The 12,712-nt window shown below is 68.2% G+C and carries 14 protein-coding genes; 8 read left to right on the top strand and 6 right to left on the bottom strand.

All coding sequences use genetic code 11. The features are described 5' to 3' along the window. Nucleotides 1-2: 2 nt before the first annotated feature. Nucleotides 3-413: a nuclear transport factor 2 family protein gene (locus Ahu01nite_RS39690; protein ID WP_203841903.1), complete on the top strand. Its 411-nt coding sequence runs from the start codon at nucleotides 3-5 to the stop codon at nucleotides 411-413. A 13-nt stretch (nucleotides 414-426) separates the two neighbouring features. Here Ahu01nite_RS39690 and Ahu01nite_RS39685 read toward each other — a convergent pair whose 3' ends face one another. Further along, entirely contained in the window at nucleotides 427-819 is a 393-nt protein-coding gene (locus Ahu01nite_RS39685) for a response regulator (protein WP_203841902.1), read from the bottom strand. An 81-nt stretch (nucleotides 820-900) separates the two neighbouring features. Here Ahu01nite_RS39685 and Ahu01nite_RS39680 point away from each other — a divergent pair, with 81 nt between their 5' ends. Together Ahu01nite_RS39680 and Ahu01nite_RS39675 are read left to right on the top strand one after the other, a co-directional pair. Beyond that, complete coding sequence (locus tag Ahu01nite_RS39680) at nucleotides 901-2,667, top strand: serine/threonine-protein kinase (protein ID WP_239159499.1); 1,767 nt, start codon at nucleotides 901-903, stop codon at nucleotides 2,665-2,667. A 230-nt stretch (nucleotides 2,668-2,897) separates the two neighbouring features. After that, nucleotides 2,898-3,674 (top strand): GNAT family N-acetyltransferase, encoded by a 777-nt coding sequence (locus Ahu01nite_RS39675; RefSeq protein ID WP_203841901.1) that lies wholly within the window; start codon nucleotides 2,898-2,900, stop codon nucleotides 3,672-3,674. A 323-nt stretch (nucleotides 3,675-3,997) separates the two neighbouring features. Here the strand turns inward: Ahu01nite_RS39675 and Ahu01nite_RS39670 are convergent, their stop codons facing one another. Next, nucleotides 3,998-4,978 carry an amidohydrolase family protein gene (locus Ahu01nite_RS39670; RefSeq protein WP_203841900.1) on the bottom strand — a complete coding sequence of 327 codons (981 nt, stop codon included), beginning with the start codon at nucleotides 4,976-4,978 and terminating at the stop codon, nucleotides 3,998-4,000. A 74-nt stretch (nucleotides 4,979-5,052) separates the two neighbouring features. Here Ahu01nite_RS39670 and Ahu01nite_RS51545 point away from each other — a divergent pair, with 74 nt between their 5' ends. Beyond that, entirely contained in the window at nucleotides 5,053-5,583 is a 531-nt protein-coding gene (locus tag Ahu01nite_RS51545) for a TetR/AcrR family transcriptional regulator (protein WP_275411816.1), read from the top strand. A gap of 81 nt (nucleotides 5,584-5,664) precedes the next feature. Next, complete coding sequence (locus Ahu01nite_RS39660; protein WP_203841898.1) at nucleotides 5,665-6,465, top strand: alpha/beta hydrolase; 801 nt, start codon at nucleotides 5,665-5,667, stop codon at nucleotides 6,463-6,465. A gap of 2 nt (nucleotides 6,466-6,467) precedes the next feature. Here the strand turns inward: Ahu01nite_RS39660 and Ahu01nite_RS39655 are convergent, their stop codons facing one another. Beyond that, nucleotides 6,468-6,749 (bottom strand): winged helix-turn-helix transcriptional regulator, encoded by a 282-nt coding sequence (locus Ahu01nite_RS39655; protein ID WP_203841897.1) that lies wholly within the window; start codon nucleotides 6,747-6,749, stop codon nucleotides 6,468-6,470. Next, nucleotides 6,746-7,150: a VOC family protein gene (locus tag Ahu01nite_RS39650; protein WP_203841896.1), complete on the bottom strand. Its 405-nt coding sequence runs from the start codon at nucleotides 7,148-7,150 to the stop codon at nucleotides 6,746-6,748. The genes Ahu01nite_RS39655 and Ahu01nite_RS39650 overlap by 4 nt, the downstream gene beginning before the upstream one ends. A 183-nt stretch (nucleotides 7,151-7,333) precedes the next feature. Here Ahu01nite_RS39650 and Ahu01nite_RS39645 point away from each other — a divergent pair, with 183 nt between their 5' ends. From Ahu01nite_RS39645 to Ahu01nite_RS39635, 3 genes are all read left to right on the top strand, one after another. Continuing rightward, nucleotides 7,334-8,149, top strand: coding sequence for a helix-turn-helix transcriptional regulator (locus Ahu01nite_RS39645; RefSeq protein ID WP_203841895.1), 816 nt, complete (start codon nucleotides 7,334-7,336; stop codon nucleotides 8,147-8,149). Between the two features lie 114 nt (nucleotides 8,150-8,263). Then, nucleotides 8,264-9,697 carry an alcohol dehydrogenase catalytic domain-containing protein gene (locus Ahu01nite_RS39640; RefSeq protein ID WP_203841894.1) on the top strand — a complete coding sequence of 478 codons (1,434 nt, stop codon included), beginning with the start codon at nucleotides 8,264-8,266 and terminating at the stop codon, nucleotides 9,695-9,697. 3 nt (nucleotides 9,698-9,700) lie between these two features. Further along, on the top strand, nucleotides 9,701-10,243 hold the full coding sequence (locus Ahu01nite_RS39635; protein ID WP_203841893.1) for an SRPBCC family protein: 543 nt from the start codon (nucleotides 9,701-9,703) through the stop codon (nucleotides 10,241-10,243). Nucleotides 10,244-10,255: 12 nt separating this feature from the next. Here the strand turns inward: Ahu01nite_RS39635 and Ahu01nite_RS39630 are convergent, their stop codons facing one another. Together Ahu01nite_RS39630 and Ahu01nite_RS39625 are read right to left on the bottom strand one after the other, a co-directional pair. Continuing rightward, nucleotides 10,256-11,401: a S1 family peptidase gene (locus Ahu01nite_RS39630; RefSeq protein ID WP_203841892.1), complete on the bottom strand. Its 1,146-nt coding sequence runs from the start codon at nucleotides 11,399-11,401 to the stop codon at nucleotides 10,256-10,258. A gap of 117 nt (nucleotides 11,402-11,518) precedes the next feature. Then, a complete protein-coding gene (locus Ahu01nite_RS39625; RefSeq protein WP_203841891.1) occupies nucleotides 11,519-12,691 on the bottom strand; it encodes a TolB family protein in 1,173 nt (390 codons plus the stop codon). Between the last annotated feature and the right edge of the window lie 21 nt (nucleotides 12,692-12,712).

The raw sequence follows: 12,712 nt of genomic DNA, 5'->3' as shown, positions 1-12,712 counted from the left end.
GCATGACCGGAGATGAGGCGACGGACCGGGTGGCGATCGCGGAGTTGGTGGAGGTGTTCTTTGCCGCGTTCAAGACGGGGATGGATGCCGAGGCTCTTCGCGAGCTGTTCCTGCCACAGGCCACGATTGTGCGTACGTGTGGGGATGAGCCCGTGGTTTATGGGGTCGAAAGCTTTATCCGGCCGCGTGCCGAACTGCTCGACAGCGGCAGGCTGACCGGCTTCCGCGAATGGGAAGAGTCCGGGCGCCTCGACGTGTACGGCGACATCGCCCAGTATTTTTGCAGCTATGCGAAGTCCGGCGTGCAGGACGGTGAGCCGTTCACCGGGCGGGGGATGAAGTCGCTGCAGTTCGTCCGGACGGGCGCGGGGTGGCGGATCAGTGCCCTGGCATGGGACGACGAACGAGCCTAGGGAACCTCTGTGGTTACCCGGTCGTCGGGGGCCCCGCTTGGCGACCCTGCTCCAGTGCGTTCTGCACGCATGTCACCAGTTCGGGTGACCGGAAAGGCTTTGCCAGTATCGCGGTCGCTTGCGCCTGTGCGGGACGTGTGTCGCCCGGGATCAGGCTACCGCTGACGAAGATCACCGGTAGGTCCTTCGTCGCCGGGTCGGCGCGTAACTCCAGGCACAGGTCGACGCCCGACATCACCGGCATGTCGATGTCGCTGACGACGCCTGCGGGCCGGTGCTCACGCACGGCGGCGAGGGCGGCGGCTCCGTCGGCTGTTTCGATCACCGTGTAGCCCGCCCGGCGTAGAACACGTGCGGTGATCATGCGAATGTCGTCGTCATCCTCGGCCAGAACCAGCAGCGTCACGGAGCAGGCCTTTCGTCGCATTCGACCTGTTTGTCACAGCGACTGTAGGGCACTGACAAGATTACCTACATGATGTAGGTCATGGCCGCGGACGGTTCCTCCGATCGGATGACCGAGCGGTCGAGTTCAATCAGGACGGCTCGGCGCTTCGACCGTACGGGGCCGTCCGAACGGATGTGCGGACTGCAGACGACGACCACCATGGAGGTCGTCAGGGTCCTAGGGATGCGCTTATCCCATCGGCACGGCAGACTGCCAGCGATGAGTGGCGATGGGACACACGGCGACGCAACCGACCAAACCGGCACCGGCTGGGTGCTCGGTGGCCGTTACCGTCTCATCTCCAAGGTGGGTGCCGGCGGCATGGCCGTCGTCTGGCAGGCCCACGACGACGTCCTGGCTCGCACTGTCGCGGTGAAACTCCTGGCTGCTCACCACATCGGCGATCCTCAGTCGCGCAGCCGGATCCGTCACGAGGCCCGAGCCGCCGCGACCCTGTCCCATCCCAACATCGCCCAGGTGCACGATTACGGCGAGGCTGACGTAGCCGGGGAGATCGTTCCCTATGTCGTGATGGAACTTGTCCGTGGCGGTTCTCTCCACCAGCGGCTCAACGAAGGACCAGTGCTACCCCGCTACGCCATGAGTGTGTGCGCGGAGATCGCCGCCGCTCTGGCTGCCGCGCATGTCGAGGGGCTGGTGCATCGCGACATCAAGCCGGCCAACGTGATGCTCTCCCCGACCGGGGCCAAGGTGGTCGACTTCGGCATCGCGGCTGCGATCCAGCCGTCACGGGCCGGCGTTGAAGACTTCGAGGTGCTCGGTACGCCCGCGTATCTGGCCCCCGAGCGGCTGTTGCATGACGCGGTGGAGCCGGCGTCGGACGTCTACGCGCTCGGTGTTCTCCTCTACCGGCTCCTTGCCGGGCACCCGCCATGGACCAGCGAGACGACGACCCAGATGCTCACGGCGCACATCTACGTGGACCCGTTCCCGCTGCTGCCGATGTTTCAGGTGCCCGACTTCGTGACCGCGCTGTGCAATCGCTGCCTGGCCAAAGATCCGGCTGAACGCCCGAGCGCCCGCGAGGTGGCGGCATTGCTCGCCCACGGCGCCACCAAGACGGTGCGCGACGACGAGACTCCCCGTAGCGCTTCTCCCGTCGAGCCGGTTGCCATGAACGAAAACTTGCCGGGGAGAACTGACCCCGTGGCCGGTCAGCGACCTCCGGCGGAGGCCGACCCGAAAGCAGCACAGGCGCCGGCCGTACGCCGACGACGCGGCCTGGTGCCGTACATCATGGCGCCGTTGATCCTGGTGGCAGCGGCCATCACGACAATTGCGCTGCTGCATCCCTCCCGGCCGGAGGCGACCGCGCGAACGCCGCAGGTAAGCGTCAAGCCGCCACGTGCAGCAACCACGAATCCGGCCCCCAAAGTGTCGATCACGTCCACTGCACCGACGCCAGGCGCCACCGGCGTCAGTCCGAGGGGCGCAGCCCGCACGACGGCCGGTCGCGTGACTCCCGGCGCTGTAGCCGGAGAGGACACGACCAACCCGGCGGGCACTCCCACTTCCTCGAGACCGGAGCCGGAGGCGACCACAACCACAACCGCAGCCGCTCCGCAGGAGCGAACACTCTCATCGGCCGCCGGGACCGTCCGCGCGACCTGCCCCGCCACCGGCACAGCGCACATCCTTTCCTGGTCAGCCATCAAGCCTTACAAGGTCATCGACGGTGACACGGAAGCCGGGCCGGCTCCGGAGGTGTCCTTCAAGCACGGCAACACGCAGGTCACCATGACCGTCACCTGCAGCGGCGGCGTTCCTTCGGCGACCAGCACCTGAGCGCCGCTCTGCTGCGGACCGGGCCACCGGGTCCTGAACGGCGGCAGCAGCCTCGGCCTGGCCATCGCCCGCAAACCCGTAGACCTGGACGTGGACCGACGAGCGCCGCATGAATGGCCTCCCCAAGACGGCGGTCATAAAGAGTGGGCGCGGGATCGATCCCGCAAACATTTTGCCGTTGACCAGGTCATACAATCCGCCGACGCACCGCTGATCGAAGGGACCGCCTGATGAGCACCACCTACGCGATAACCGTCGACGGCCACCTCGACGACCACGGGGCCGACCGGCTCCGCGGGCTCGGCATCGCCCGCAACGACGACGGCACCAGCATCCTCACCGGGCCGATCACCGACCAGGCCGAGCTGTACGGCGTCCTGGCCGCGCTGAGCGGCATCGGAGCCACCCTGCTGAGCCTGCGGGTGATCGAACCGGTGCCGTCGCCGGTGCTCGACCGCCCGCTGCACACCGACCGGCTGACCATACGACAGGCGAAGGCCGAAGACGCCGAGGCGACCTGGAGCTTCCGCCGGCTTGACGGGGTCACCGAATGGCTGACGTCGCGCCCGGCCGGCTTCGACGACTGGCGCACCGTGTTCAGCGCCCCCGCACGCCTCGCGACCACGGCCGTCATCGAGCTCGACAACACGATCATCGGCGACCTGATGCTGCGCCGGGAGGACGCGTGGTCGCAGCAGGAGGTGGCCGGGCAGGCGACCGGTACGCAGGTGGAACTCGGCTGGGTGCTCGATCCCGCCCACACCGGCCGGGGATACGCCGCCGAGGCAGCCGGCGAGCTGATCCGCTACTGCTTCGAGGATCTCGGCGTCCGGCGGATCGTAGCTGTCTGCTTCTACGACAACGAGGGCTCCTGGCGGTTGATGGAACGCCTCGGCATGCGCCGGGAACAGCACGGCGTCCGCGACTCCCTGCACCGCAGCGGCCAGTGGCTCGACTCGCTCGGCTACGCCATCCTCGCCGAGGACTGGACACCCACCAGGCCGTGACTCCGGCGTAGGCAGTTGTCGCGGCGCCGCTGTAGTTCAGGCGTGGGCACCCCGCGGGCGAGCAGGATGTGATCTTCGTGGATCAACCCTCCGGTGACGATCTGAATCATGGGCGGGATTGTGGCATGACCATCTGACAAGAACGCCCGCGACAGCTTCGATGAACGTCTCGCTCTCAGGCTCGGGCTCGGGGTGTTGGCGCGGCGATCCGCCGGGACTCGCGCGGGAGTGTTGGTGCGGGCGATGGCGCGCAAGCAGCGGCACATGGTGACCAGGATCTAATACCGAACGTGGCGCGCCCACCGGCAGTGGTGCGGCAATGATCAGGCGCTGAGGCCGAACAGTTTGCGGGCGTTGCCGGCGGTGAATTTCTCGCGGTCCTCGTCGCTGGCGAATGCGGTGAGGAAGTCGCGGATCTCCGGCTGGGTCGGCTGCTGGAACGGGTAGTCGGTGGAGAAGATCAGCCGGTCGATCGTGGTGATTTCGAGGGTGTGCTGCAGCAGTGCGGGGCTCAGCATTCCCGAGCTGGTGATGTGGAAGTTCGAGCGTACGTATTCCGAGGCTTTGCGCTGGAGGCCGGTGATCCGGGTCAGGCTGTTGGTGCGGTCGCTCCAGAATGGCAGGAGTTCGCCCCAGTGACCGAGAATGATCTGCAGGTCGGGGTGCCGGTCGAAGGTGCCGCGGGCGATGAGGCGTAGCGCGGCGAGGGCGGCCTCGATGTGCCAGCCCCAGCTGAACGTCGCGAGGGCGAGCTCGGTCATCGGGTCGAAGCCGCTGTAGGCAGCGTCGCGGATCGCGGGGGAGGGGATCTGCGGGTGGATGAACAGCGGCTTGCCGAGCGCGGCCGCGGTGGCGAACAGGTCGTCGTAGCGGGCGTCGTCGAGCGGGACCTCGCCCGTGCGGCCGTAGACCATGGCGCCGACGAAGCCCAGCGCCGCGGTGCGTTCGAGCTCGGCGGCGACGGCGGACGGTTCGGCCATCGGCAGGGTGGCGAAGGCCCGGAACCGCGTCGGGTGTTTGCTGACCGCTGCCGCGGCAAGATCATTGAGATCGCGGCTCAGGGGTACGGCGTCCGCGGGGTCGAGCGGCCCGGTTGCCGGCGGGGCTAGCGACAGGATCGCCAGGTCGATGCCCTGGGAATCCATCTGGGCGATCCGGGCGTCGCCGATGTCCTCCAGCCGGGTCAGGTGGTCGCCGATCTCGTTGAACGCGAGGCTGTCGTCGCGACGCCCCGCGGGCAGCGCCTTGAGGGCCGCCGCCAGCCCGGGGGTGGTCCAGTGCTCCTCGATACCGATCAAAGCCATGGTTCGTCCCATCTCGCTAAACACTTGTCGAGTGAACCGTAGCAGGTTCGCTAAACATGTGTAGAGTGAGCGCTGTGACCGGCACCACGAGAGACGCCAAACGCGCCCGGACGGCCCAGCGAATTCTGGAAGCGGCCCAGGAGGAGTTCGCGACCCACGGCTACAAAGGCACGACGGTGCGCGCGATCGCCGAGCGCGCCGGCGTCCACGCGTCGCTCGTCATGCAGCACTACGGCACGAAAGCCGACCTTTTCGCCATCGCCGTCCAACTCCCCAAGGACAACCCCCAAGGCGCAAATGACCACCTCATGGACGTTCTTGATGTACGCCTGGGAGAACTGCCCCCCGAAACGCGCGCCCTCGTCCGCTCGATGCTCACCTCACCCGAAGCCGAAGCGTCCGTTCGCGCATTCCTCGACGAACGCGTCGACAACCTCACGCAGTCCTTCGAGGGCGACGATGCTCAGGTGCGCGCACTGCTGGCCGTGAGCAGCATCCTCGGCCTCACGATCGCTCAGCATTTCCTCAAACTGAGCGCGTTCGACCACGTTCCCCACGAGACGCTGGTCAAAGCCGCACACACGTGGCTGTCCGCCAAGACGTAACCGATCGACCGACGCGAGTGGGTTCGCGGGGCGAGGATGGTGTGACGGGACCGCATTTACGCGTACCGAAAGGCTCTCGTCATGACCGACACGCGCCAACCGGTTGTCTTCATCCATGGTCTCTGGCTGCACGCCACGTCCTGGCAGCCCTGGATCGACCTGTTCGAATCGGCGGGCTACGCCCCGATCGCGCCGGGCTGGCCCGGCATCCCCGACACCGTCAAAGGCGCCCGCGACAACCCCGAGAGCATCGCCGACCACGGCATCGACGACGTCACGAAACATTACGCGGCCATCATCGAAACCCTGCCACAACCGCCGATCCTCATCGGACACTCCTTCGGCGGCATGATCGCCGAGAAACTGCTGGGGGAGAACCGCGCCGCAGCCGCGATCGGCATCGACGCCGCCCAGATCAAAGGCGTCCTGCCACTGCCGTTGTCCGCCCTGCGCGCGACCCTGCCGGTCTTCAAGAACCCCGCGAACCGCCACCGGGCCGTCTCCCTCACCGCCGACCAATTCAGGTACGCCTTCGGCAACGCCCTCACCCCCGACGAATCCGACGCCCTGTACGAGCAATGGGTCATCCCCGCCCCCGGTAAGCCGCTGTTCGAGGCCGCCGCCGCGAACTTCTCCGCCCATTCCCCGGCCGCGGTCGAAACCGGCAACAACGACCGAGGACCTCTGCTTCTCGTCATGGGCGGCCGCGACCACACCGTCCCCGAAGCCGTCACGAAGGCAACATTCAAGCAGTACCGCGACTCCACCGCCGTCACCGAACTCCTCGAATTCCCCGACCGCGGCCACAGCCTGACCATCGACGCGGGCTGGCGCGGGGTTGCCGAGGCGTGCCTTTCCTGGCTGGGCCGCAAGACCGAATAAACCTAGGCGTCGTTCTTGCCCCAGGTGCCGAGTGCGACGATCGCCTCGCGCAAGGCGAGCCCGCGATCGGTCAGCGCATAGGCCCGGGTGTTGTGTCGAAGCGGCAGGCGGAACAGCACGCCGGCCGCTTCGAGCTCACGCAGGCGTGTCGCGAGCATGTTCGTCGGCACGCCGAGGTCGCGCTGCAGATCGCCGTAGCGTTGTGGCCCGTCGAGCAGACGTTCCACGATGAGCAGGGCCCACCGTGCTCCGACGATGTCGAGGGCCGCGGCTAGGTCGCTCACGCGGCCGGATCGGCGTCCGCCTTCATCCAGAACGGTGAGTAGTGGTAGCCGTCGGGGTCGTCGAATTGGCGCTGGTACATGAAGGGGTAGTCGTCGGTGTCGCCAATTCGCCCGCCGGCGGCGCCGGCGCGGTCGACGAGCTCGTCGACCGCCTCGCGGCTGCCCAGGTCGAACGAGACCGTGACCTTCGAGGGCGTCTGAGGTCCGCCGATCAACTCTTCGACTCCGCCGACGCTCGCGTACATCTCCCGGCTGCCGAGCATGACGTACTGCTCGGGCGCGATCGCGAAGCACGACACGTTGTGGTCGGACATCTCGGCGTTGAGGGTCCAGCCGAGGGCCGTGTAGAAGGCCGTTGCGCGCTCGACGCTCTCGACCGGGCAGGTGATGAAGAGGCTCATGACGACCATGCTTGCAAAATGCAAGTAGCCACGTCAAGCGCCATGCGTTCCGCGCAGAGGACGGCGTGTGCTGTGTGAATAGCTTCGAATTCAAAGCAGGTACGATCACGGGGTGAGTGAAGCGGCGCCGGGCCCGAGTGCGGTGTTCCGGCGCGACCAGGTCGGCTGAGGCGGGGGAGGGCGATGGACCGCGCGTTGCTGGCGGACTTTCTCCGGGCCCGCCGCGAAGCGCTGCAGCCGGAGGAGGTGGGGCTGCCCCGGGGCGCCCGCCGTCGTACCGGTGGCCTGCGGCGCGAAGAAGTCGCGGTGCTGGCCGGCATGTCGGCCGACTACTACAGCAGGCTCGAGCAGAAGCGCGGCCCGATGCCGTCCGAGCAGATGCTGGCCGCGGTGGCCGGGGCGTTGCGGCTGAGCCCGAGCGAACGCGAGCACCTGTTCGCCCTCGGCGGGCACGCGGCTCCGCGGCGTACCCCGCCGGACGACCGGGTCAGTCTGGCCATCAGGACCATCGCGGAGGAGCTCTCGGACACGCCCGCGATCGTGTTCTCCCGGTTCGGTGAGGCGTTGCTGCAGACCCCGGCGGCGAAGGCGCTGTTCGGTGACTACACCCGTTTCGAGGGCCTGTCGCGCTATCTGGTTTATCGCTGGTTCACCGACCCGGCCCAGCGGGCCATCTATCCGCCCGAGGACCATGACGTACGCGGCCGCGTCTTCACCGTGGACCTGCGGGCGGCGTACACGACCGATCCCGCGGGCGCCGCCGGGGAGATCGTCGATGCCCTGCTGGCGGTCAGTCCCGAGTTCGCCGAGGTGTGGCGGCGGCACGAGGTGGACGTCACCCATCACCACGACCTGAAACGCTACCGTCACCCGGAAGTGGGCGAGTTGGAGTTGTACAGCCGGCGCCTGGTCGATCCCGACGAGGGCCAGGATCTGCTGGTCTTCATGGCCGAACCCGGATCACCGAGTGAGGCGAAACTCCGGCGGCTGATCGCGTAGCCCGAGCCTGACGCTCGTATCCATGGTCTGTCGTACCGTGGATGACCAGAACATTCACCCGCCTCCCGTTCTGCGCCACGCTTGAGTGGTCGAACCGGGGAGGTGGTGAGCAATGTGGATCGGGAAATACTGGAGCACTTCTTCCAGGTACGCCAGGAGGTGGCGACACGTCACCGGATCAGCCCGGTCCTGGAACTCGTCGTCGAGCACCTGCCGCAGTATCCGGCGACGGTGTTCTCCCGGTTCGGCGAGGTGTTGCTACAGACCCGTCCGGCGATCGCTTTGTTCGGGGATTACACCCGTACCGGCGGATCATCGCACTTTCTGGTCGATCGCTGGTTGAGCGACCCGTCAGCGCGTAAGCGTTTTCTCGTCGAGGTGGGTGTCCCTGTTCGGCGCCACCCGAGGCGCTATCGGCACGTCGCCCTGGGCGAGTTGGAGCTGTACCGCCACCAGTTGCTCTACCCGGCGGAGCGCCAGATGCTGCTGTTCTTCACCGCTGTGCCCGGCTCCGTCAGCCACGCGAAGCTGCGTGCCCTGGCGGCCGGAAGTGACCCCGACTGCCGACTGTCACCGTCGCACCATATCAATATCAGAAGGACGAGGATCATCATGAAAGCAGTGCGTTTCCACGAGTACGGCGCCCCCGAGGTCCTGCGTTACGAAGACGTGGACCAGCCGGTCCCCGGCGCCGGCGAGGTCCGGATCCGGGTGGCGGCGACGTCGTTCAACCCGGTCGAGGGCAACATCCGCGCCGGTGCCATGCGGGGCCCCATCGCGATCCAGCTGCCGCACACCCCCGGCATCGACATCGCGGGTACGGTCGACGCGCTCGGCGAGGACGTGACCGGCTTCGCCATCGGTGACCGGGTGATCGGCGCCCTGCCGCTGACCAGCCCCGGCGCGGCCGCCGAGTACGTCATCGCCCCGGCCGGAATTCTGGCGGCAGCCCCCACGAGCGTCCCGCTGGTGGACGCCGCCGGACTGCCGCTGGTCGGGCTCACGGCATGGCAGGCGCTGTTCGAGCACGCGAAGCTGACCGCCGGCCAGCGGGTGCTGATCAACGGTGCGGGCGGCGTCGTCGGTGGCTTCGCGGTGCAGCTGGCCAAGAACGCCGGCGCGTACGTGATCGCCACAACCGGCCCGCGCAGTTCCGAGCAGGCCAAGGTGGCGGGCGCCGACGAGATCCACGGCCCCGGGATCCCGGAGCTGTCCGAGCCGGTCGACGTCGTGCTCAACTTCGCCCCGATCACCCCGGAGCAGATGGCCGCCCTGTCCGGCGACATCCGGGACGGTGGCGTGCTGGTCAACACCACCGTCTGGATGCCCGCTGCGTCCGACGAGGCTCGCGGCGTACGCGGAATCAATCTCTTCTTCCGTCCCGACGCCGACCAGCTCACCCGGCTGGTGACCCTGCTCGACGCCGGCAAGCTGCACCTCGGCGCAACCCGGCGGGTGCCGCTGGCCGACCTCGCGCAGGTGCACGCCGAGGTCGCCACCGCCCCGATCGAGGGCAAGGTCGTCTTCGTCGCCCCCTCGGAGGCCTGAACCATGACCGAACTTCTCATCGGCCCCGCCGACAAGACCGTCACCATCACCGTCCAGCAACGCACCCGCAGGACACCCGCCGACACGTTCCGGATCCTGGTCCCCATCGACCTGCCCACCGTCTTCCGCCCGGTGGCACCGTTCCCCGGCATCACGCGCGTCGCGAACCAGACCGAAGCCTGGGACCACGCCGGCGCGCGACGAAACCCCCAGTTCGACGACAGATCCCAGGCAGACGAACAAATCACCGAGTACACCGACGGGCACAGCTTCGCCTACCAGCTGACAAACTTCACCAACGTCCTGTCCCGCCTCGCAGCCGGAATCCGCGGCGAGTTCAACGTCAACCCCGACGGACCCGGCACCCTCATCCGCTGGACCTACGAGTTCAAACCGCTCCCCGGCCGCCGATGGATCCTCGCCGGCCCCTTCACCCCACTCTGGCGCCGCTACATGGTCGCCGCCCTCAACCGATGCGTCGACGTCATCGAAGCAGGGGACCAGCCGGTCGGCATCACCACCTCAACGGCGTCAGCGCGGTCCTGACCCCCGCGTCGTTCACAGCGTCGTGATCACCGGATCTGACAACACGGCCGAGTACCCTCCTGCGTTGCCGGCCGTCACCTGGCAGGCCAGCGACAGGCCCGCCGAAGCCGTGTCGACGGTGAAGTCGCGGCCTGTCGCTCCTTCGATCGGCTCCGGGATCACGAACGGGCCGATCACGGTGACCGTCACCCATTGGTACGCGATGGTCACCGGCGGGAGCCCTCGCCGCAGGTCCCAGGACGGCGCGGTGCAATGCACGAGGCCGCCACCCGTGGCGCTCCCGGTGACCGTCGGCCGGCTCGCGGGGTAGGGCTGCGCCGGCAACAGCGGCTGGTGGATCCACGTCCGGAACGCGGTGGGGTCGGCGAAGTACAGCGGTGACGGCTCGCCGCACGACCGGCCGGCCGTCTCGCCGCCGAAACTGAACACGCCCACCAGTTCCGGAAGCCCGGCGATCGTCTGTACTGCCGGGCTTCCGCTGTCCTGATAACAGCCCGTCACAGCCGCGGTGGTGGTGTCCGCGGAACACCACACCGAACGGTCGTCGATCGCGGCCGGCGTGGCGTCGTGGCAGCCGGCGCGATCGAGGACCGTCAGGTCACCACGGTGCAGGACGTCGTTGCGGAACGCGTCCGGTCCGGCGATCCCGGTCGTACCGTGGGCAAAGAACTGCACCGGCGCACCCGCCACCGGACGGTGAACCGCGATCCGCATGGGTGCGATGTCGGTCACCGGGCGGTCGAGCAACACCACCGCCAGGTCCCTGCGTGCACTGTCCAGACCCGGTTCGTCAGGCCCGGCCGGGGACGGCAGAAGGCGGTAACCGGGCAGCTCGGCGATACCCCGGACGCCACGCACCTCGCCGGGGTCCGCGGACAGCACCCGCGCCCCGATGTGGACCTCGGTCCGGCTCGGGTCGGTACGGTCGACACAGTGCGCCGCGGTCAGCACCCGGTCCGGCGCGACGAGCGCCCCGCCGCATCCGGCTCGCTGCAACAGCGGCGCGTCCCCGGGAATCGCCAGGGTGGCAACCCAACGCGCTGCCTGCGGATCGGTGACCGGCGTACCACCGGACATCGCCGCCGCGGGACCGGGCACACCGAACACGACCAAAGCGGCTGCACCGGCAGCAATGCCGGTTTTCCTGACAATCTTCATGCCGCCATTCTTCGGCCGCCCCCACCCCCAGACGCATCAGGGAGAATCCCTGATGGACCCCGCATCGGCCGCCCGATCGGCGCACAGCGCACGATCGGGCGGCGTGCAGTGCCGGGTTTACGAGCGGCGGGTGACGAAGATGTCATCCTTGCCGTTGGTGTCGTCCGGGACGAGGTTCGTGGCTCCGGCGCGGTAGAAGGCGAGACGGCCGTCGTGGCTCAGGACGCCGCTGTCCGCCCCGTCGGCCTCAGCGCCCGAGCCGGTGACGGAGACGCGCTCGGTGGTGCCGCTTGCCTGGTCGTACACGAAGAGGTCGCCGGCGTAGTTGGTGTCGCCGGTGACGATCTGGCCGGAGTTCGACCAGAAGGCGATCGCGCCGCCGTCACCGCTGATCGCCGGGGAGGACGCCCAGCCCGAGCTCAGCGGCTCGCCGTCCGCGCGGCGGGAGACCAGGGTGGTCGTGCCGGTGACGGTGTCCCGCACGTACACGACGATGTCGTCGTCGACGTCGGCCGGGTCGAACGCGCCGGTGGTGGCATAGCTGACGTACCGGCCGTCGGCGCTGACCGACGGGTCGCTGTAGAGCCAGAAGTCGGTCAGCTGCGAGGCGTCGCTGGTCACGGTGATTCGCTGGATGTCGCCGGTGTTCAGATCCTTGAGGAAGATGTCCTCCGTGTCGTTGGTGTCGCCGGGCACCAGGTTCGTAGCGCTGGAGGCGAACGCGACGTGCCGGCCGTCGGCGGTGACGACGCCCTTCGAGCTGGACCGGTCTCCCTGTGTGCCGTCGGCGGAGCTGGAGACGATCCTTGTCTCGCCGGTCTGGGCGTCGTGGAGGAAGACGTCGCCGTACCAGCCGTTGGCGTCCGGCACGATGTCCTCGGAGCTGGACGCGAACGTCACGTACCGGCCGTCGCCGCTGATGGTGGGGGAGAGGCTGCCCCGCGCCCCGGCCGGAATCTGCTCGGTCGCCTGCGTGATCCGGTTGTACACGTAGATTTTCGGCGGCTCGGCGCTCGTGCCGGTCCATGAGTGGTAGGTGACGAACCGGCCGTCGGCGCTGATCTGCGAGCCGCCGGAGTTGCCCGGCAGCGGCTTGCCGTCGGCGCCGCGGGAAATCAACTCCAGGGAGCCGGTGTCGCGGTCGGTGAGGAAGACGTCGTACTTGCCGTTGTCGTCGTCGGACGTCAGGTTCGACGCCGCCGACTCGAACACCACGAACCGGCCGGCGGCGTCGACGGACGGCAGGATGGAATTCTCGTTGCCCTGGGTGCCGTCCGCGGTGACCGACACCCGGTGCCGAGGACGGCGCGA

This window comes from Winogradskya humida (assembly GCF_016862215.1).
GTDB classification, from domain to species: domain Bacteria; phylum Actinomycetota; class Actinomycetes; order Mycobacteriales; family Micromonosporaceae; genus Actinoplanes; species Actinoplanes humidus.
Note: the sequence above shows the minus strand (reverse complement) of the source record. Positions and strands in the feature narration are given on the sequence as shown.

Excerpts from the sequence above, each read along its gene's own strand:
- Ahu01nite_RS39670 (WP_203841900.1), bottom strand. The coding sequence starts at position 4,978 with ATGGCTTTGATCGGTATCGAGGAGCACTGGACCACCCCCGGGCTGGCG.
- Ahu01nite_RS39690 (WP_203841903.1), top strand. The coding sequence starts at position 3 with ATGACCGGAGATGAGGCGACGGACCGGGTGGCGATCGCGGAGTTGGTG.
- Ahu01nite_RS39680 (WP_239159499.1), top strand. The coding sequence starts at position 901 with ATGGCCGCGGACGGTTCCTCCGATCGGATGACCGAGCGGTCGAGTTCA.
- Ahu01nite_RS39660 (WP_203841898.1), top strand. The coding sequence starts at position 5,665 with ATGACCGACACGCGCCAACCGGTTGTCTTCATCCATGGTCTCTGGCTG.
- Ahu01nite_RS39645 (WP_203841895.1), top strand. The coding sequence starts at position 7,334 with ATGGACCGCGCGTTGCTGGCGGACTTTCTCCGGGCCCGCCGCGAAGCG.
- Ahu01nite_RS39675 (WP_203841901.1), top strand. The coding sequence starts at position 2,898 with ATGAGCACCACCTACGCGATAACCGTCGACGGCCACCTCGACGACCAC.
- Ahu01nite_RS39635 (WP_203841893.1), top strand. The coding sequence starts at position 9,701 with ATGACCGAACTTCTCATCGGCCCCGCCGACAAGACCGTCACCATCACC.
- Ahu01nite_RS39650 (WP_203841896.1), bottom strand. The coding sequence starts at position 7,150 with ATGAGCCTCTTCATCACCTGCCCGGTCGAGAGCGTCGAGCGCGCAACG.
- Ahu01nite_RS39630 (WP_203841892.1), bottom strand. The coding sequence starts at position 11,401 with ATGAAGATTGTCAGGAAAACCGGCATTGCTGCCGGTGCAGCCGCTTTG.